This is a genomic window from Corallococcus sp. NCSPR001 (assembly GCF_017309135.1).
GTDB lineage: Bacteria > Myxococcota > Myxococcia > Myxococcales > Myxococcaceae > Corallococcus.
The window spans coordinates 4,567,299-4,584,893 of the sequence record NZ_JAFIMS010000002.1 but is presented as its reverse complement, the minus strand read 5'-3'; the positions used below and the strand labels follow the sequence as shown (position 1 = coordinate 4,584,893).

Genomic DNA, 17,595 nt, shown 5'->3' with positions numbered 1-17,595 from the left:
CAGTCACGCTGTGAGGATGCAGTACAACTGGACAACTCCGCCTGGGTCGCAACCGACACGCCAGATTATTCCGGGAATTCATGGCGACTTCGGACGTGCGCGGGCGGCGAGGACGGCCTTCACGTCGTCCAACGTCACGCCCAGGGCGCGCACCGCGACGAGCGTGTGGAAGAGCACGTCGGCGGCCTCCTCCGCGGCCCGGTGCGTGTCCGCGTCCGCGCAGGCGGTGACGAGCTCCGCGGCCTCCTCGCCCAGTTTCTTCAGGCGCAGGTTCCGATCCTCCAGGAGGCGCCGGGTGTAGCTGGGCTTCGCGCCTTCGGGCTGGGGGCCGGCTGCTCGGGCGGCGAGCGTCGCGTCCAGGTGCGCGAGCGCGTCCCAGCGGCCTTCACCGAAGCAGGTCTCCTCGCCGGTGTGGCAGGCGGGGCCGGCCTTGCGCACGCGCGCGAGCACCGCGTCGCCGTCGCAGTCCGCGGTGAGGGTGACGACCTGCTGCGTGTTCCCGCTGGTGGCGCCCTTGTGCCACAGGCCGCGCGTGCGGGAGCGGTAGTGCATCTCGCCCGTGGCGAGCGTGCGCTCCAGCGCCTCGCGGTCCGCGTGCGCCACCATCAGCACGTCGCCGGTGCTCGCGTCCTGCGTCACCACCGTCACCAGCCCCTGGCCCTTGTCGAAGTCCAGCTTGGAGAGGTCCAGCGTCATGACGGGACTCCCGCGCGCAGCACCTCGCGCACGCGCTTCGACAGCGCCGCGTTGGTGGCGATGCCGTCACCGCCGAACGCCGTGCGCGTGCCCTTCCAATCGGTGAAGACGCCGCCCGCCTCCTCGATGATGGGCTGAAGGGCCGCCGCGTCCCAGGGCGACAGGGCTTCATCCACCATGACCTCCGCGCGGCCGGTGGCGACGAGGAGGTAGCCATAGCAGTCCCCCCACGTGCGGCAGAGGGACGCCTGCCGGGACAGCTCCTTCCAGGCGGCGCCCTTCGCGGGGCTCTGGAGGAAGCGCTCGTCGGTGACGCACACCACGGCCTGCGCCAGCGAGTCCTGCTCCGACACGTGCGCCGCGGATCCGTTCCAGAAGCAGCCCAGGCCCGGGGACGCGACGACCAGCTCGTTCACGGCCGGGAAGTAGGCCGCGCCCGCGAGGATGGTCTCCCCTTCCGCCACCGCGACCAGCGTGCCCCACAGCGGCACGCCCCGGATGAACGTCTTCGTGCCGTCGATGGGATCCAATATCCACCGGCGCTTCGCACCCGGCCGGGACTCACCGAACTCCTCGCCCAGGATGCCGTCCTGGGGGAAGCGCGCCTCCAGCCATTCGCGGGCGGTCCACTCGGCGGTGCGGTCCGCCACCGTCACGGGCGTCCCGTCGCTCTTGGTGTCCACGGCGATGCCGCGCCGGAAGAAGTCCAGCGCCACGTCACCGGCCTTGCGCGCCACGTCGGCGGCGGCCTCCATCAAGTCTCGCGGGTCCGCGTTCATGTCGTGCTCCGGATGGCGATGCCGTTGTCATTCAGCAGGGACTTCAAGGCGCCCACCGTGGTGAGGCCATCGTGGAGGATGCCGGCGACGAGCGCCGCGTCCGCCGCGCCCAGGGTCAGGGCATCGCGCACGTGCTCCGCGCGGCCCGCGCCTCCGGAGGCGATGACGGGCACGTCCACGGCCTCCGCCACCGCGCGGGTCAGGTCCAGGTCATAGCCCGTGCGCGCCCCGTCCCGGTCGATGCTGGTGAGCAGCACCTCGCCCGCACCGCGCCGGACGCACTCCTTCGCCCAGGCCACGGCGTCCAGGTCCGTGGGCCGTCGGCCACCATGTGTATAGACGCGGTAGCGGTCTCCCTCCCGCTTCGCGTCGATGCTGGCCACCACGCACTGGGCGCCGAAGCGCTCCGCGCAGCCGGTGAGCAACTCCGGCGTGGCCACGGCCGCGGAGTTGATGCTCACCTTGTCCGCGCCGGCCCGCAGCGCTCGGCCCACGTCGTCCACGGTGCGCACGCCTCCGCCCACCGTGAGCGGGATGAAGAGGCGCTCCGCGGTGCGCTGGACCAGGTCCCACAGCGTCTGGCGCTCCTCGGCGCTCGCGGAGATGTCCAGGAAGGTCACCTCGTCCGCGCCCGCTTCCTCGTAGCGCCGGGCCAGCTCCACCGGGTCGCCCACGTCGCGCAGGCCTTCGAACTGGACGCCCTTCACCACGCGCCCGCCCTTCACATCCAGGCAGACGATGATCCGTCGGCGCAGCATCACTTCACCTCCAGGGAGACAATGCCCTTCATGCTGAAGACGACGCCGGAGTCCACCATCGCGTCGCGCAGCGCGAGCCCCAGCGCCTTGAAGGCCGCCTCGGTGAGGTGGTGGCTGTCCTTGCCGCGCAGCACCCGCAGGTGGAGCGTGATGCGCGAGTGCTCGCAGAAGGAGCGCATCCAGTGCTCGTACAGCCGGTTCTTCAGCGGGCCCCGGTAGTAGAAGCGTCCGCCCGCGTCCAGGCACGCCTGCACCAGGGCGTCATCCATGGGCAGGGTGCGCTCGCCGTAGCGCGCGGCGGTGGCGGGGATGACGCGCTGGACGGCGGTGCCCAGGGTGATGGCCACGTCCTCCATCAGGTGGTGGCGCAGGTCGCCGCGAGCGCGCAGGGTCAGGTCCAGCCCCGCGTAGCGCGCGAACGTGGCGAGCATATGGTCGAAGAACTTGAGGCCCGTGTCCACCCGGGCCACGCCGGTCCCGCGCGCCAGCTCCACAGTGACCTGGGTCTCCTTCGTTTCGCGGACCACCGTGGTGACCGTGCTCATTGCGTGAACTCCCGCGCGACCGCGCGCGCATCCAACCGCCCCGTGTACAGCGCCATGCCCACCACCGCTCCGTATGCACCCACCTTCGCCAGCGAGCGCAGGTCTTCCAGCGTCGTCACCCCGCCGGAGGCGTAGAGCCGGTGCCGGCTTGAACGGGCGACCTCCTCCATCAAGGGCAGGTCCACGCCGCCCAGCTGCCCCTCCTTGTGCACCGCCGTGACGAGCATCCCGCCCAGCGGCAGGGGCTCCAGGGCGGCCAGCACGTCGCGGATGTCGCGCGCGCTGCCGGACGTCCATCCGCGCGTCACGACCTCGCGGCCCTTCACGTCCGCCGCGACCACCACGCGGCCGGGGAAGCGCTCCGAGACCTCGGTGAGCCAGGCCAGGTCCTCGATGGCGCGCGTCCCCACGACGACCGAGGACGCCCCACCCGCGAGCACCGCCTCCACGCGCGAGGCCTCACGGACACCGCCGCCCACCGTGAACGTGAGGCCCGGAGCATGCGAAATCAGCCGCGTCACCACGTCCGCGTTGGAGCCCTTGCCCAGCGCAGCATCCAGGTCCACGACATGGAACGTGCGGAAGCCCAGCGCCAGCCACTGCTTCAAGGCATCCAGCGGATCATTCACGCGCACGCGCTCCGCCTCGTAGGAGCCCCCTACGAGCTGCACGCACGCGCCTTCCCGCAGGTCGATGGCCGGGATGGCGATCATGAGGACACCTCCTGGAGGAACGCCTGCACGAAGCGCACGCCCGCGTGGGAGGACTTCTCCGGGTGGAACTGCACGCCCAGCACGTCTCCGCGCCGCACGGAGGCGGGGAACCGGTCGCCCTCATGGGTCGTCCAGCCCATCACCTCGCGAGACTCCGTGGCCCGGCACACGAAGCTGTGCGCGTAATACACGGTGGACAGCCGCATGAACTTCAGCGCCTGGTCCTCCTCCACGTCGTTCCAGCCAATCTGCGGAACGTGCCGCGCGGCCAGTCGCGTCACCCGGCCCGGGAAGTAACCGAGCCCCTTTCCTTCCCCTTCATCGCTCTCGTCGAAGAGCAACTGCATGCCCAGGCAGATGCCCAGGCACGGCAGGCCCGCGTCCAGCGCCTTGCGCATCGCCTCGCGTCCCGGTGCGAGCCGCGCCGCCGCTGAACCGAACGCGCCCACGCCGGGGAGCACCAGGACATCCGTATCCAGCGCGCGCAGCGGATCCTCCTGCACACGCACGTCCGCGCCGGGCGTGGTGGCCAGCGCCTTGACGAGCGAGTGCAGGTTGCCCGCGCCATAGTCGAACAGGGTCACCCGCATCACAGCACCTCCTTCAGGGCCTTCAGCGCTGAAGCCATCATCGGCCAGGGGCCGCAGCCGATGCGCAGCGCATCGCCCACGCCCGTGAGCCCTTCGAACACCCGCACGTTCACGTTGCGCTCCCGCAGCGCCTCGCCCACCCGCCGCGCCTCCGGCACGGGGACGAGGAGGAAGTTGCCTTCCGAAGGAAGCGGCTCCAACCCCAGCGACTTCAAGGCGCCTCGCAGCCGCTCACGGTTCTCCACCGCCTCCGCCGCGCAGGCCTCCATCCACGCGACATCATCCGTGAGCGCGGCGACCGCCACGGCCTCGCCCAGCGCCGTGTGCTTGTAGGGCCCCCGGGCCTTCTCCACCTCCGCCACCAGTGACGATGCCCCGACGCCCCACCCCACCCGCAGGCCCGCGAGGCCGAACGCCTTGGACATCGTGCGCGTCACCAGCACGTTGGGCCGCGTCCGCGCCAGGTCGAGGAAGTCCCCGCCCCGAGCGAACTCCACATAGGCCTGATCGATGAGCACCACGCCCGGAGCCGAGTCCACCAGCCGCTCCAGCGCCGCGCGCGAGGCCGCCGTGCCGGTGGGGTTGTTCGGCGTGCACACGTAGATGAGCTTCGCCTTCGTCGCGAGCAGCCCGTCCACGTCCAGGTCATGATCCGCGCGCAGCGGCACGGGCATGGGCTTGAGCGCGCTCAACCGGGCATACAAGGGCACCATCACGAACGTGGGATCCGGGAAGGCCACCGCGTCCCCGGGCTCCAGGAAGGCCCGCAGCGCACAGTCGATGACGTCGTCCGATCCGCAGCCCGTCGTCACGCTCTCCACGGCGACACCCGCGTAGGTGGCCACGGCGCGCTTCAGGTCCGGCGCATAGCCAGCGGGATAGCGGGACAGCCGAAGGAACCCCTCCTCCCGCAGCACGCGATCCGCGGAGGGCGGCGCGCCGAAGAGGTTGGTGTTGTCGCTCAGGTCCACCCGGCACGGCTTCTTCGCCGGGGAGTACAAGGGGATGTCCCGGTACGTCTCACGGAATGGAATCACGGCACCCTCCAGGCCCGGGCCGCGGCCGCGTGGGCGAAGAGGCCCTCGCTGTCCGCCAGCGTCCCCACGTCGTCCGCCATCGCCGCCGCGGCTTCCGGTGTCACGCGCTGCCACGTGGTCCACCGGTAGAAGTCCAGCACGCTCAGTCCCGAGTACGCCCGGGCCAGCCCCGCCGTGGGCAGCACGTGGTTCGCACCGGTGAGGTAGTCACCGAAGGCCACCGACGCGCGCTGTCCCACGAACACCGTGCCCGCGTTGCGAACCCGCGCCAGGTCCTCCGAGGGCTTCGCCGTCGCGAGCAGCAGGTGCTCCGGAGCGAACTCCGCGACGAAGGGCCACGCCTCCTCCAGCGAGTCGATGCGCAGCACCGCGCCCCGGCTCCCCAGCGCCGGAAGGACGATGTCGCCGCGACGGGCGACGCGGGCCTGTTGCTCCACCGCGTCCCGCACCGCCTGCGCCAGCGAAGCGCCCACCACCAGCGCCACGCAGCAGGCCTCGGGGTCGTGCTCCGCCTGGGCCAGCAGCTCGCGCGCCACGGCGTCCGGACGGGCGCTCGCGTCGGCGACGACGAGGATTTCGCTCGGGCCCGCGGGCGCGTCGATGGCGACGGCGTCCACCACCTGGAGCTTCGCGGCCGCCACGTACGCGTTGCCCGGTCCGACGATGCGATCCACGCGGGGAACGCTCTGGGTCCCATAGGCCAGCGCGGCCACCGCGCCCGCGCCTCCCAAGGCGAACACCCGGTCCGCGCCCGCGAGCGTCGCCGCCGCGAGCACGCCCGCGCCAGGCAAGCCATCCGGCCCCGGCGGCGAACAGACGATGACCTCGTCCACGCCCGCGACCTTCGCGGGGACCACGCCCATGAGCACGCTGCTCGGGTACACCGCCCGGCCACCCGGAGCGTACACACCGACGCGGCTCAGCGGATCCGGCCGGCGGCCCACGATGACCCCGGGCTCGGTCTCCACCTCGATGGCCTGGGGCCGCTGCGCCGCATGCGCCCGGGCGATGTTGCGCGCCGCGCGGGTCAGCGCCTCTCGCACGCCGGAGGGAATCGACTCCAACGCCGCGTTCCACCGTTCACGCGGAACCTCCAGCGCTGAAAGCTCCACGCGGTCGAACTCCCGCGCGAACTCGAAGAGGGCCCGGTCGCCCTCACCGCGAACGCGGGCAATCAGCGCCTGGACACGGGAAGCCACCAGGGCATCCGACTCCCCGGTGCGGGCCAGCAGCTTCCGCCGCGCGTCGGGCTCCAGCGAGGACAAGGCCCCCTGGTACTTGAGGATGGAGGCGCTCATGCCATCAACCTCTCGATGCGCGTGACGAGGATGCCCTGCCCGCCCAGCGCCTTCAGCGCGTTGACCGTGCGGTAGAGGTTCCGCGACGAGACCACCGCGTGCACCGCGACGAAGTGGCCCCCGTTCATCACGTCCACCACCGTGGGGCCGTTGAGGCCGGGCAGCACCTCGCGCACCTGCTCCAGGGACGTCTTCGGGACGTTGGCCATCAGGTAGCGCCGCCCGCGCGCCGCCAGCACCGACCCCAGCGCCTGCGTCAATTCCTCCAGCGCGCGCCGCGCCTCCGAGTCATTGCGCGGATACGCCACCAGCCGGGCGCTCGACTCCAGCACGGTGGCCACCTCCTTGAGGCCGTTCATCTTCAACGTGGAGCCCGTGGACGTGAGGTCCACCACGATGTCCGCGATGCCCAGGTGCGGGGCGATCTCCGCCGCGCCGCTCACCGGCACCACCGTCACCTGCTGCCCCCGCTGCTGGAAGAAGGCCTGCGTCAGCCGGGGGAAGCAGGAGGCCACCCGCATCCCCTCCTTCACGTCCTCCACGCGGGAGATGCCGCTCTCGTCGCGCGCGGCCACCACCAGCCGGCAGCGGCCGAACTCCAGGTCCATCAGCGGCTCCAGCTCGCGCCCGGCTTCATTCACCAGGTCCCAGCCGGTGACGCCCGCCTGCGCGGCGCCGTCCGCGACGAACTCCGGGATGTCCTGGGCGCGGACGAAGATGGCCTCGAACTCGCCGCCCAATGACGCGGTGAGGGCCCGCTCGCCCCGGGCGCGCACCTCCAGGCCCGCGTCGTTGAACAGCTCGCGCACTTCCTCGGACAGACGTCCTTTGTTGGGCAGGGCAATCTTCAACATGGATGGGCTCGTGGGACTGCGGGGGCGGAAACGAAAAAAGGCCCGTCCTTGGGGGACGGGCCTTCGGTCACTGCGGCATCTGCCGGAAGTGGGTGCGTTCTAGTGCGTCACCCAGGCATGCGCGCGGCGAACGGTCCCGTCATGGGCCGGCCGATGATGCGCATGGTGGTGATGCAGGGACGTGGAACGCACGGCCCTAGGGTTAACGACGGGAGGCCTCAGCGTCAAGTCACCCCGGGTCATGGTCTGTCTTGACGCTTGCAAACCCGTGCTCGCTTGAGCACAAGCGGCGCATGGCAACCTCCGACGTCCTCGTGGTGGGCGGTGGTGTGATGGGCTGTGGCATCGCGCTGAAGCTCCGGCAGGCGGGCGCGCGCGTGACGGTGCTCGAGCGCTCCATCCCCGGCGCCGAAGCCTCCAGCGCCGCCGGCGGCATCCTCGCGCCCCAGTGGGAGTCCGAGGGACCGGGCCCCTTCTTCGAGCTGTGCCTGCGAAGCCGCGCCCTCTACGGGAGCTTCGCCGCGGAGCTGCGCGAGCTCTCCGGCGTGGACATCGCGTACCGGCCGTGCGGCCTGCTGCGCGTCGCGTTCGACGAGGCGGACCTGCATCACGTGGAGTCCACCGTGGGCTGGCAGCACGGCATGGGGCTGCGCGCCGAGCTGCTCGACGGCAAGGCCGCGCGCGAGCTGGAGCCCCACCTGTCCCCCACCGCCGTGGGCGCCGCGCACTTCCCGGATGATCACCAGGTCGACAACCGGCTCCTCGTGCGCGCGCTCACCATGGCCGCCGCGCGCGTGGGCACGGTGTTCAAGAGCGGCTACGTGCGCGGCGTGGTGCACGAGCACGGCCGCGCGGTGGGCGTGGACCTGGACGGCGAGGTGCTCCGCGCGGACGCGGTGGTGCTGGCGGCGGGCTCGTGGTCCTCCCTGGTCCAGGGTGCGGGCGTGTCGGCGCAGGCGGTGCGCCCGGCGCGCGGACAGATGGTGCAACTGCAGACGCGGCTGCCCCTGCTGGAGCGGGTGGTGACGTCCGCGAAGGGCTACCTGGTGCCGCGCGCGGATGGGCGGATCATCGCCGGGAGCACCATGGAGCATGTGGGCTTCGACAAGCAGGTGACCGCGGCGGGGCTGGCGCGGATCCTCGACATGGCCCTGCAGCTGTGCCCGGACCTGGGCAGCGCGCCCATCACGGAGACCTGGGCCGGCTTCCGCCCCTGGACCCAGGACGCGCTGCCGTACATCGGAGAGGGCCCCACGCCCGGCCTGTTCCTCGCCACCGGCCACTTCCGCAACGGCATCCTGCTCGCCCCCATCACCGCGAAGCTCGTCGCCCAGGCCGTGCTGGGGGAGAAGCCCTCGGTGGACCTCACCCCCTTCCGCTATGACCGGGGGACAGTGGCGCGCGGTTGACGCGCCGTGCCTGCCCGCCCTACTCCGGAGGGTGGGGAATGCTTCAGAGACCGGAGACGTTCACCCTGGAACCAGGGCTCGCACCCCGCCCTGGATGGCAGGGAGGCGAGAGGGTGATGATTTCTCGCACTCGTTCGCCTTTAATCCCTGGAAACCTCTAGAATCTTCGGCCGTGGAAGCCATCCCCCCCGCACCCCCCAGAATCCTGATCGTCGACGATGACGATTCCGTCCGCGACGTCATCTCCGTGCTCCTCCGTGAGGAGGGCTACAACTGCGTCGTGGCCAACGGCGCCGAGATGGCGCTCGACGTGGCGGGTGAAGAAGAGACGCCGCTCGTCATCAGCGACATGAAGATGCCGGGCCGCGACGGACTCTGGCTGCTGGAGAACCTGCGCGAGCGGCTGCCGGACACGTCCGTCATCATGCTCACCGGCTACGGCGACACCGAGTCCGCCGTGGACTGTCTGCGCCGGGGCGCGGTGGACTACCTGCTCAAGCCACCCAAGCTCACGGACCTCATCCGCGCCATCGAACGCGCGCTCGCCAAGCGCCGCATCGAGATGGCCCGCAAGCGCTACCAGAAGAAGCTCGAGGGCAAGGTGCGCGACCGCACCGCCGAGCTGCGCAGCGCGCTGCACAACATCGCGAACACGTACCAGAACACGCTGCTGGCGCTGGTGGCGGCCCTGGACGCGCGCGAGCACGAGACGAGCGACCACTCCCAGCGCGTGGTCAGCTACACCTCCGCCATCGCCACCCGCATGGGCATCCACGGCAAGGAGATGGAGGAGATCGGCCGCGGGGCGCTCCTGCACGACATCGGGAAGATCGGCGTGCCGGACGCGGTGCTGCTCAAGCCCGGCAAGCTCACCCCCGACGAGTGGCTGGAGATGCGGCGTCATCCGGAGATCGGCTTCCAGATGATCCAGAACATCCCCTTCCTCTCCACGCCCGCGGACATCGTCCTGTCGCACCAGGAGCGCTATGACGGCGCGGGCTACCCCCGCAACCTCCAGCGCAACGAGATCCACATCGGCGCGCGCATCTTCGCGGTGGCGGACACGCTGGACGCGATGACGAGCGACCGGCCGTACCGCAAGGGCACGACGTTCGCGAACGCCATCCAGGAGATCAAGCGCTGCGCCAACACGCAGTTCGACCCTGAGGTCGTGAAGGCGTTCCTGGACATTGGCGAGGAGGGGCTCATCCGCATCAAGAAGGAGATGGCGGAGAAGAAGCTCAACCCGATGCAGGCCGCCGCGGACGCCGCCGAGTCCGAGGCCGAGCTGGCGCGGCTCACCGACCTGGACGACGAGCCGGACTCCCCGCCGGTGGGGCCCAGCACCACGCCCATCGGCGCGCCGCCCGCCGTCATCCGTTCAGCCTCCGGGACCGAGGGCTGAAGCATTCCGGGGGAAGCGGTGCCTTTTGCGCGCGGGGATTGCTATCCATGAAGGCGGAAGGCCCCGCGATGACCGCTCCCCTGCCCGCTCCCAATCCGCTCGCCCCGCCGCTGTGTGACGCGCAGGGGCGGCGCATGACGTACCTGCGGCTGAGCGTCACGGACCGCTGCAACTTCCGCTGCACCTACTGCTCGCCGGCCTCCTGGGGCGGGAAGAAGGACCTGCTCGACGCGAGCGAGTTCGAGCGCATCGTCTCCGTCTTCGCGCGCATGGGCATCCGCCGCGTGCGGCTGACAGGCGGCGAGCCGCTCGCCCGGCCGGACATCCTCGACATCGCGAAGCGCATCGCCGCGGTGCCCGGCGTGGAGCACCTGGCCATCACCACCAACGCGAGCCGCCTGGAGTCCCTGGCCGGGCCGCTGCGCGACGCGGGCGTCACCCAGCTCAACCTGAGCCTGGACACGCTGTCCGCGGACGTGTTCCGGCGCATCTCCAAGCAGGGCGACTTCGAAGCGGTGCTGCGCGGCATCGACGCGGCGGCGGGCGCGGGCTACCAGTCGCTGAAGCTCAACGTCGTGGTGATGCGCGGCATCAACGACGCGGAGGTGCCGGAGCTGGTGACGTACGCGCACGCGCGCGGCATCACCCCGCGCTTCATCGAGCTGATGCCCTTCGGGCAGGGCACGCCGGTGCCCACGGCGGAGCTGCTGGAGCGCCTGGCGGCCTCCGGCCGCGTCCTCACCGAGGAGCCGCAGGAGAGCGCCGCGTCGCCCACGTCCGGGCCGGCGCGCTACTGGAAGACGGACAGCGGGCGCGTGGGGTTCATCTCCCCGCTGACGCAGAACTTCTGCGGGGGCTGCAACCGGGTGCGGGTGGCGTCCAACGGCGACCTGCGCAGCTGCCTGGGCGGCCGGGCGCAGGCGCCGCTGCACCAGCTCATCCGGGGCGGCGCGACGGACGAGGAGCTGGCCCTGGCCGTGCGCCGCGCGCTCGGGGAGAAGCCGGAGGGGCACCGTTTCACGGAGGCCGGAAACGGCGCCACGCTCCTGCCCATGATGGGCATTGGCGGCTGAGGGCTACTTCACCATCCGGATGTTCACGGGGTAGCGGTAGATCTGGCCCTCGTTGGCCTTGATGCCCGCGATGATGCTGAACACCAGCGACGCGACGCCCACGATGAAGCCCGTGACGACGCCGAGCCCCAGCGCGCACACCAGCACGCCGGAGATCAGCATGCCGATGAGCGTGGTGAGCTGGAAGTTGAGCGACTCCACCGCGTTGGCGCGGACGAAGGACGACTCCTTGCCCTTGGTCAGCATCAGGAACAGCGGCACCGCCCAGCCCAGGAAGCCCGCGCCCACCACGAAGCCGGCGATGGAGCCCAGGTGGGCCAACATCCCCATCGTCTTCTCATCCTGCGTCGCCGTGGGCGAGCCGGTGATGAACGAGCCGAACTGCTGATCCTCACGCTGCTGGGGGTCCATGTCCATGAGAGCCCTTCCGGAAGGTCTGGGGGGCGCGACGGGTGCGCCCGGATGGACGCACCATGACATGGCGTGTCGGTGCCTGTCATCCAGCGGACAGGGGCCAGGCCAGCAGGCCCCCGTCCCCCGGCGGGCGTCAGCGGTACAGCTCGTGGCCCGCCTTCTTGAATTCCTCGCTCTTCTCCTTCATCCCCTGCTCCAGGGCCTGGGTCTCGTTGACGCCGACCTTGTCCGCGTAGTCGCGCACGTCCTGGGTGATCTTCATGGAGCAGAAGTGCGGGCCGCACATGGAGCAGAAGTGCGCGACCTTGGCGCCCTCGGCGGGGAGCGTCTCGTCGTGGAAGGCGCGGGCGCGCTCGGGGTCCAGGGACAGGTTGAACTGATCCTCCCAGCGGAACTCGAAGCGCGCCTTGGACAGGGCGTTGTCGCGGGCCTGGGCGCCCGGGTGGCCCTTGGCCAGGTCCGCGGCGTGGGCGGCGATCTTGTAGGTGATCACGCCCTCCTTCACGTCGTCACGGTCGGGCAGGCCCAGGTGCTCCTTGGGCGTCACGTAGCAGAGCATCGCCGTGCCGAACCAGCCGATCATCGCCGCGCCAATGCCGCTGGTGAAGTGGTCGTACCCGGGCGCGATGTCCGTGGTGAGGGGCCCCAGCGTGTAGAACGGCGCCTCGTGGCACACGGCGAGCTGCTTCGTCATGTTCTCCTGGATGAGGTGCATGGGGACGTGGCCGGGGCCTTCGATCATCACCTGCACGTCGTGCTTCCAGGCCACCTTCGTCAGCTCGCCCAGCGTCTCCAATTCGCCGAACTGCGCGGCGTCGTTGGCGTCCGCGATGGAGCCGGGGCGCAGGCCGTCACCCAGACTGAAGCTGACGTCGTACGCCTTCATGATCTCGCAGATCTCCTCGAAGTGCGTGTAGAGGAAGTTCTCTTTGTGGTGGGCCAGGCACCACTTGGCGAGGATGGAGCCGCCGCGGCTGACGATGCCGGTGAGGCGCTTCGCGGTGAGCGGCACGTACTGGAGGCGCACGCCCGCGTGGATGGTGAAGTAGTCCACGCCCTGCTCGGCCTGTTCGATGAGCGTGTCGCGGAAGATGGCCCAGGTGAGCTCCTCGGCCTTGCCGCCCACCTTCTCCAGCGCCTGGTAGATGGGCACGGTGCCGATGGGCACGGGCGCGTTGCGGAGGATCCACTCGCGCGTCTCGTGGATGTTGCGGCCGGTGGACAGGTCCATGACGGTGTCCGCGCCCCAGCGGATGGACCAGACCATCTTCTCCACCTCCTCCTCGATGGAGGACGTGACGGCGGAGTTGCCGATGTTGGCGTTGATCTTCACCAGGAAGTTGCGGCCGATGATCATCGGCTCCAGCTCCGGGTGGTTGATGTTGGCGGGGATGATGGCGCGGCCCCTGGCGATCTCGTCGCGCACGAACTCCGGCGTAATCACCCGCGGAATCGCGGCGCCCCAGGAGTGGCCGGGGTGCTGGGCGGCGAGTGAAGCGTCGAGCTTCTGGTTCTCGCGCACGGCGACGTATTCCATCTCCGGCGTGATGATGCCCTTGCGGGCGTAGTGCATCTGGCTGACGTTGGCGCCGGCCTTCGCGACGCGGGGCTTGCGCATGTGGCTGAAGCGCAGGCCATTGAGGCGCGGGTCGGCTTCGCGGGCGCGGCCGTATTCCGACGTGATGCCGGACAGTTCATCCGTGTCGTTGCGGGCGCGGATCCAGTTCTCGCGCACGGCGGGCAGGCCCCGGCGCAGGTCGATGTCGGCGCCAGGGTCGGTGTAGGGGCCGCTGGAGTCGTAGACGTGGACGGGGGGGTTGGCGGTCTCCGGGCCAGCGTGGCCGTGGTGGCGCGTGGGCGTCTGGGCGATCTCGCGCAGCGGGACGCGGAGGTCGGGGTGCAGGGACCCGGACACGTAGACCTTGCGCGAGGCGGGAAGCGGGCCGCGGCTGATTCCCTCCAGCACCTTCCCATCGACCTTGAGGCTCTTGGACGCTCCACTCATCGGACATCTCCTCGTGAGAACGGACGGGAGACGGGACGGGAGCATGGAGCGCCCACACCGCTTCCCTCCGCCGGTACTAACCGGTTCAGGTTCAAAGGGATCGGACGCGGCCACACGTCCGTCTCAGCCCCCTTCCGGGGGCACCCCTAGCGACTGCGGAGCGGTGTAGCGCAGGGGCAAGCCCGCTTCAACCCGGGCGGAGGTGGGCCTGGGTCCAGTGGACGCACGGTGGCCCCGTGGGGAGGGGCACGGACGCGTCAGTCCTTTCCCTGACATGTCAAACACAGACACGACACGTCAAGAAAATCTCGAATTCCTTCTTTCGCCATGAAGTGCGCTTCCGTAGACTGCGGGCTCCCCAACAGGAGACCGCATGCAAAAACACTTCCTCGCGGCGCTTGGAGCGCTCGCGATGCTGACGTCGTGCGCGACGAACCGCCCCACCCCTCCGGGGGGCGACGACACCACCCTCTTCGTCGGCAAGATCATCACCCTGGATGACAAGGGGACGATCGCCGAAGCCGTCACCGTGGATGGCAAGGGCCGCATCTTGAAGGTCGGCACCGAGAAGGACCTGAGCGCGGGGCTCGGCGTGGGCTCCAAGCGCGTCGAGTTGGAGGAGGGACAGGTCCTCCTGCCCGGGTTCATCGACCCGCACCTGCACATCCTGCCGACGCTCATCCAGAGCGTGCTGGGCACGCACAACCTGGCGCCCTGCCTGCCTCCTCCCTACAACCTGTCCACGCCCGAGGAGTGCACGAAGCACCGGGACCTGCTGAGCGCGCTGAGCTCCATGAAGCTGGAGCCCACCACTCCGGAGACGGCCAAGATGTTCGTCCTCGGGATGAACCTGGACCCGTCGCGGCAGCAGTTCGTCCCCGGCAAGTGTGGCGTGACGTCGACCGTCGAGTTCATGCAGCAGCCGAAGCTCTACCTCGACGCGTGTGTGACCAAGGACCGTCCGGTCATCATCCTCGACCAGTCCGGCCACCTCGCCTACGTGAACGACAAGGCCTTCGAGGCCGTCTGCAAGGGACAGAAGCCGTGCAACCCTCCGGATTCGGTGACGCAGCACGGAGGCCGGTGGGTCGTCGGGGACGATGGCCAGTACACGGGGTTGCTCGAGGAGTCCGCCGCCTTCGCGCCGTTCCTGGAGGCGACACAGCAGGGAATGATGGTGCGGAGGGACATCCCGAGCGGGAGCCTCCAGTCCCTCCTCAAGGCCATCCAGGCCCTGCGTGAAGCCGGGCTCACGACCATCGCCGACGGCGGTCTGTCCGATCGGTCGCAGCTCGAGCTGGTCAAGCTCCTGGCCATGAACCCGGCCTTCCCGCTGCGTGTCACGGGCGTGGTGACCCACCTGGCGGCGGGGCCGGTCGTGAACGCGAATGGAGACGTCGTCAAACCGGCGCTCAAGCCGACCGGGCCCTCGTGCACGCCGAGCCCGGACAACGACTGCGCCCTGCCCAAGTGGCTGGGGGCCGGCGCCATCAAGCTCTGGGTGGACGGTTCGACGCAGGGGTGCACCGCGCTGCTCGGACAGCCCTATGTCTACGGCACGGATGGACACTGCCCGGAAGCGGGAGAGGGCAAAGGCGACTTCAAGAACGCGAAGGAGCTCGCGGATGCCATGCGCCCGCTGTGGGCTGACTCAGCCTGGCGCTTCCAGCTGCACGCCAATGGCAATCAAGCGAACCAGTGGGCTGTCGACGCGTTCTCCCGGCTCCAGGTGGAGCAGACCAACACGCACCGGATGCTGCTCATCCACAACACCGTGGGCCAGGACTCCGTTTCGCAAGCGATTGGTGAGCTGCGCAAGGGCACACACGTCACCGCCAGCCAAGAGAAGGTGCCGGCGATGGACCTGCGCGTGACGCACCTCATCGGCCACGTAGCGTACTGGGGGGATGCCCTGGCGCGGATGCTCCAGAAGAATGGAACGCACCAGGACATCGACATCGACCCGGTGGACTTCAACCGTCGCTACGGCATCCCCTACTCCTTCCACAGCGACTCCATGGTGACGCCGGCCCGGCCGCTCTGGTTCGTCGAGCAGGCCGTCACGCGGCGCACGTGGGCCTATCCCGACTTCCAGAAGACGTATGTGCTCGGGCCCCAGCACGCGACGACCGTCGAGGAGGCCCTGCGCGCGATCACCATCGAGCCGGCGCGCCAGCATGAAATCGACAAGTGGGTGGGCAGCATCGAGCCGGGCAAGGTGGCGGACTTCGTCGTGCTGGGTGCGAACCCGCTCGACCGTGATCCCGCCAAGGGTGGAGACCCGGCGACCCTCAGCAAGATCCCGGTCGTTCGGACGTACCTGGGCGGCAAGGACCCCGCGCAGCGGAACTGAGTGATTCACCCGGCGCGTCGTCCGAACCGCGGGCGACGCCCCTTTGTCTTCTCAGTCAGGACGTCTGGAGCTGGCCAGCAGGACATACGGCTCTCACGCAGCCTCACTCTTCAAGGATCCTCGTGGCGAACGTGAAGGGTGTCGCGCTCATGCCGGGTTCCCCTCCTGAGCCACCAGACAAGAAAGACAAGCAGCCCGACTCCCACTGCGGTCAGTCCGATGAGTGACCCACTCGGCTGGTAGAGATCAAAGCCGACCATGCATGAGGGTTCCCGGTAGAACTCCACGATGGCGTCGAACATGGGCTCCATCGTAGCCGCATGTGGCGAAGCAATCTCAGCGGTCGTGGTGAACTTCACTGCGAGTGATGCAGACTGCCGCGTCCCCTGTCACCGGAGGAAGAACCCGTGGCGCAGTCGACGCATGACGCAGTGAAGCCGTTCCGGATGTGCCTGATTCCAGGCCTGCTCCTCCTGACCCTCGCTGGCTGCTCGAGTGAGAAGGAGCAGAACGGCCCGGATGATCAGGAACAGCCACAGCAGGAGCAGGGCTCCTGGACGCCCCTCCCCTCGGGCTCATCCCTTGCCGCGCGGAGTGACGTGGCGAGCGTCTTCGATGGCCAGAACGTCCTGCTCTGGGGCGGACGGGGCAGCTGCACCGCGGATGGATTCTGCGGCGACGGGGCCCGGTTCAATGTGGCGGCGAAGACATGGACGCCCATGTCGACCCAGGGCGCGCTCTCCGCACGCTCGCGGCATACGGCGGTGTGGACCGGCGAGCGGATGATGGTCTGGGGCGGACTTGGCTGCGGTGGCACCGACGTTCCCTGTGGCGACGGCGCGACCTACGACCCCACGAGCGACGCCTGGAGCCCCCCGATCAAGGCTGATTACGCGCCCGCTCCGCGCTGGGGACACACAGCGCTCTGGACCGGCACGCAGATGCTGATCTGGGGCGGCAAGGATGCCCGAGCGCCACGTGTGTTCAGGGACGGGGCCATCTACCACGCGAAGGAAAACCTCTGGACGACGATGAACTTCGTCAAGGCCCCCCCGAACCGCTATGCGCACACCGCCGTGTGGATCGACGGCGTGATGTACGTCTGGGGTGGAAATGGTGGCAGCCCCCTCGACGTGGCCCTGCAGGACGGCTCGATGTACGGCCCTTTTGGGGACGACTGGCTGGCGTTTCCATCCGAAGAAGGGACCCCCAAGGCCCGCTGGTCTCACACGGCGGTGTGGACCGGGGAGCGGATGATCATCTGGGGCGGGATCGGCTGTGGCGACGACCCCTACCATGACCCTCCGATCTACTGCGACAGGGGCGCCGCGTTCGATCCGGTGTACCGAAAGTGGTCAGCCGTCTCCGCCAAGGGCGCGCCCTCGCCACGCATCGGGCACACCGCCGTGTGGACCGGCTCGAAGATGGTCATCTGGGGTGGCACCTCGCCGAACTGTGGCTCTGGAGGCGGCGTCTGCTCGGACGGCGCGGCCTATGACCCGGCCACGGACACGTGGGCGCCGCTGCGCACCGCGGGCGCCCCATCCGCGCGCACCGGGCACGTGGGCCTGTGGACGGGCAACGCCCTCTTCATCTGGGGCGGCATGGGGGGCAGCGGCGCGGATACCCCCCTTTCAGATGGCGCCCTGTGGGTGCCGTGACGGCG

Annotated in this window: 17 protein-coding genes and 1 riboswitch; of the genes, 5 read left to right on the top strand and 12 right to left on the bottom strand. The window is 69.8% G+C overall.

Features of this window, described 5'->3' with window-relative positions; translation table 11 throughout:
• Nucleotides 1–78: 78 nt before the first annotated feature.
• From hisIE to hisG, 9 genes are read right to left on the bottom strand one after another with little or no spacing between them, the layout of a single operon-like run.
• Nucleotides 79–696: a bifunctional phosphoribosyl-AMP cyclohydrolase/phosphoribosyl-ATP diphosphatase HisIE gene (gene hisIE / locus JYJ93_RS20770; protein WP_206793863.1), complete on the bottom strand. Its 618-nt coding sequence runs from the start codon at nucleotides 694–696 to the stop codon at nucleotides 79–81.
• Nucleotides 693–1,475: a histidinol-phosphatase gene (hisN, locus tag JYJ93_RS20765; RefSeq protein ID WP_206793861.1), complete on the bottom strand. Its 783-nt coding sequence runs from the start codon at nucleotides 1,473–1,475 to the stop codon at nucleotides 693–695. The genes hisIE and hisN overlap by 4 nt, the downstream gene beginning before the upstream one ends.
• Complete coding sequence (gene hisF / locus JYJ93_RS20760; protein WP_120562857.1) at nucleotides 1,472–2,233, bottom strand: imidazole glycerol phosphate synthase subunit HisF; 762 nt, start codon at nucleotides 2,231–2,233, stop codon at nucleotides 1,472–1,474. The genes hisN and hisF overlap by 4 nt, the downstream gene beginning before the upstream one ends.
• The gene (locus JYJ93_RS20755) at nucleotides 2,233–2,778 is read right to left on the bottom strand and encodes an imidazoleglycerol-phosphate dehydratase (RefSeq protein WP_206793859.1); all 546 of its coding nucleotides are present in this window, start codon (nucleotides 2,776–2,778) and stop codon (nucleotides 2,233–2,235) included. Before JYJ93_RS20755 ends, hisF begins: the two co-directional genes overlap by 1 nt.
• Complete coding sequence (locus JYJ93_RS20750; RefSeq protein ID WP_206793857.1) at nucleotides 2,775–3,491, bottom strand: 1-(5-phosphoribosyl)-5-[(5-phosphoribosylamino)methylideneamino] imidazole-4-carboxamide isomerase; 717 nt, start codon at nucleotides 3,489–3,491, stop codon at nucleotides 2,775–2,777. Before JYJ93_RS20750 ends, JYJ93_RS20755 begins: the two co-directional genes overlap by 4 nt.
• Entirely contained in the window at nucleotides 3,488–4,081 is a 594-nt protein-coding gene (gene hisH, locus JYJ93_RS20745; RefSeq protein ID WP_206793855.1) for an imidazole glycerol phosphate synthase subunit HisH, read from the bottom strand. The genes JYJ93_RS20750 and hisH overlap by 4 nt, the downstream gene beginning before the upstream one ends.
• On the bottom strand, nucleotides 4,081–5,118 hold the full coding sequence (locus JYJ93_RS20740; protein ID WP_206793853.1) for an aminotransferase class I/II-fold pyridoxal phosphate-dependent enzyme: 1,038 nt from the start codon (nucleotides 5,116–5,118) through the stop codon (nucleotides 4,081–4,083). Before JYJ93_RS20740 ends, hisH begins: the two co-directional genes overlap by 1 nt.
• Nucleotides 5,115–6,416 carry a histidinol dehydrogenase gene (gene hisD / locus JYJ93_RS20735; protein ID WP_206793850.1) on the bottom strand — a complete coding sequence of 434 codons (1,302 nt, stop codon included), beginning with the start codon at nucleotides 6,414–6,416 and terminating at the stop codon, nucleotides 5,115–5,117. The genes JYJ93_RS20740 and hisD overlap by 4 nt, the downstream gene beginning before the upstream one ends.
• A complete protein-coding gene (gene hisG, locus JYJ93_RS20730; RefSeq protein WP_206793848.1) occupies nucleotides 6,413–7,270 on the bottom strand; it encodes an ATP phosphoribosyltransferase in 858 nt (285 codons plus the stop codon). Before hisG ends, hisD begins: the two co-directional genes overlap by 4 nt.
• 293 nt (nucleotides 7,271–7,563) lie before the next feature.
• Between hisG and thiO the strand changes: the two genes are divergently transcribed.
• The 3 genes from thiO (at nucleotide 7,564) to moaA (ending at nucleotide 11,157) form a co-directional block, all read left to right on the top strand.
• Entirely contained in the window at nucleotides 7,564–8,679 is a 1,116-nt protein-coding gene (gene thiO / locus JYJ93_RS20725; RefSeq protein WP_206793846.1) for a glycine oxidase ThiO, read from the top strand.
• A 172-nt stretch (nucleotides 8,680–8,851) separates the two neighbouring features.
• A complete protein-coding gene (locus JYJ93_RS20720) occupies nucleotides 8,852–10,084 on the top strand; it encodes an HD domain-containing phosphohydrolase (RefSeq protein WP_206793844.1) in 1,233 nt (410 codons plus the stop codon).
• 47 nt (nucleotides 10,085–10,131) lie between these two features.
• Nucleotides 10,132–11,157, top strand: coding sequence for a GTP 3',8-cyclase MoaA (gene moaA / locus JYJ93_RS20715; protein ID WP_242543875.1), 1,026 nt, complete (start codon nucleotides 10,132–10,134; stop codon nucleotides 11,155–11,157).
• Between the two features lie 3 nt (nucleotides 11,158–11,160).
• Here the strand turns inward: moaA and JYJ93_RS20710 are convergent, their stop codons facing one another.
• Entirely contained in the window at nucleotides 11,161–11,574 is a 414-nt protein-coding gene (locus JYJ93_RS20710; protein WP_206793842.1) for a DUF4870 domain-containing protein, read from the bottom strand.
• A 130-nt stretch (nucleotides 11,575–11,704) separates the two neighbouring features.
• Nucleotides 11,705–13,576, bottom strand: a complete 1,872-nt coding sequence (gene thiC, locus JYJ93_RS20705) for a phosphomethylpyrimidine synthase ThiC (RefSeq protein ID WP_206793840.1) — start codon at nucleotides 13,574–13,576, stop codon at nucleotides 11,705–11,707.
• A 45-nt stretch (nucleotides 13,577–13,621) separates the two neighbouring features.
• A riboswitch (TPP riboswitch) is annotated at nucleotides 13,622–13,734 on the bottom strand.
• A gap of 215 nt (nucleotides 13,735–13,949) precedes the next feature.
• On the opposite strand from thiC, the gene JYJ93_RS20700 reads away from it, so the two are divergent.
• Complete coding sequence (locus JYJ93_RS20700) at nucleotides 13,950–15,929, top strand: amidohydrolase family protein (protein WP_206793838.1); 1,980 nt, start codon at nucleotides 13,950–13,952, stop codon at nucleotides 15,927–15,929.
• A 110-nt stretch (nucleotides 15,930–16,039) separates the two neighbouring features.
• Here the strand turns inward: JYJ93_RS20700 and JYJ93_RS20695 are convergent, their stop codons facing one another.
• The gene (locus JYJ93_RS20695) at nucleotides 16,040–16,231 is read right to left on the bottom strand and encodes a hypothetical protein (protein WP_206793836.1); all 192 of its coding nucleotides are present in this window, start codon (nucleotides 16,229–16,231) and stop codon (nucleotides 16,040–16,042) included.
• 105 nt (nucleotides 16,232–16,336) lie between these two features.
• Here JYJ93_RS20695 and JYJ93_RS20690 point away from each other — a divergent pair, with 105 nt between their 5' ends.
• The gene (locus JYJ93_RS20690) at nucleotides 16,337–17,590 is read left to right on the top strand and encodes a hypothetical protein (RefSeq protein ID WP_206793834.1); all 1,254 of its coding nucleotides are present in this window, start codon (nucleotides 16,337–16,339) and stop codon (nucleotides 17,588–17,590) included.
• The last annotated feature ends 5 nt before the right edge of the window (nucleotides 17,591–17,595 follow it).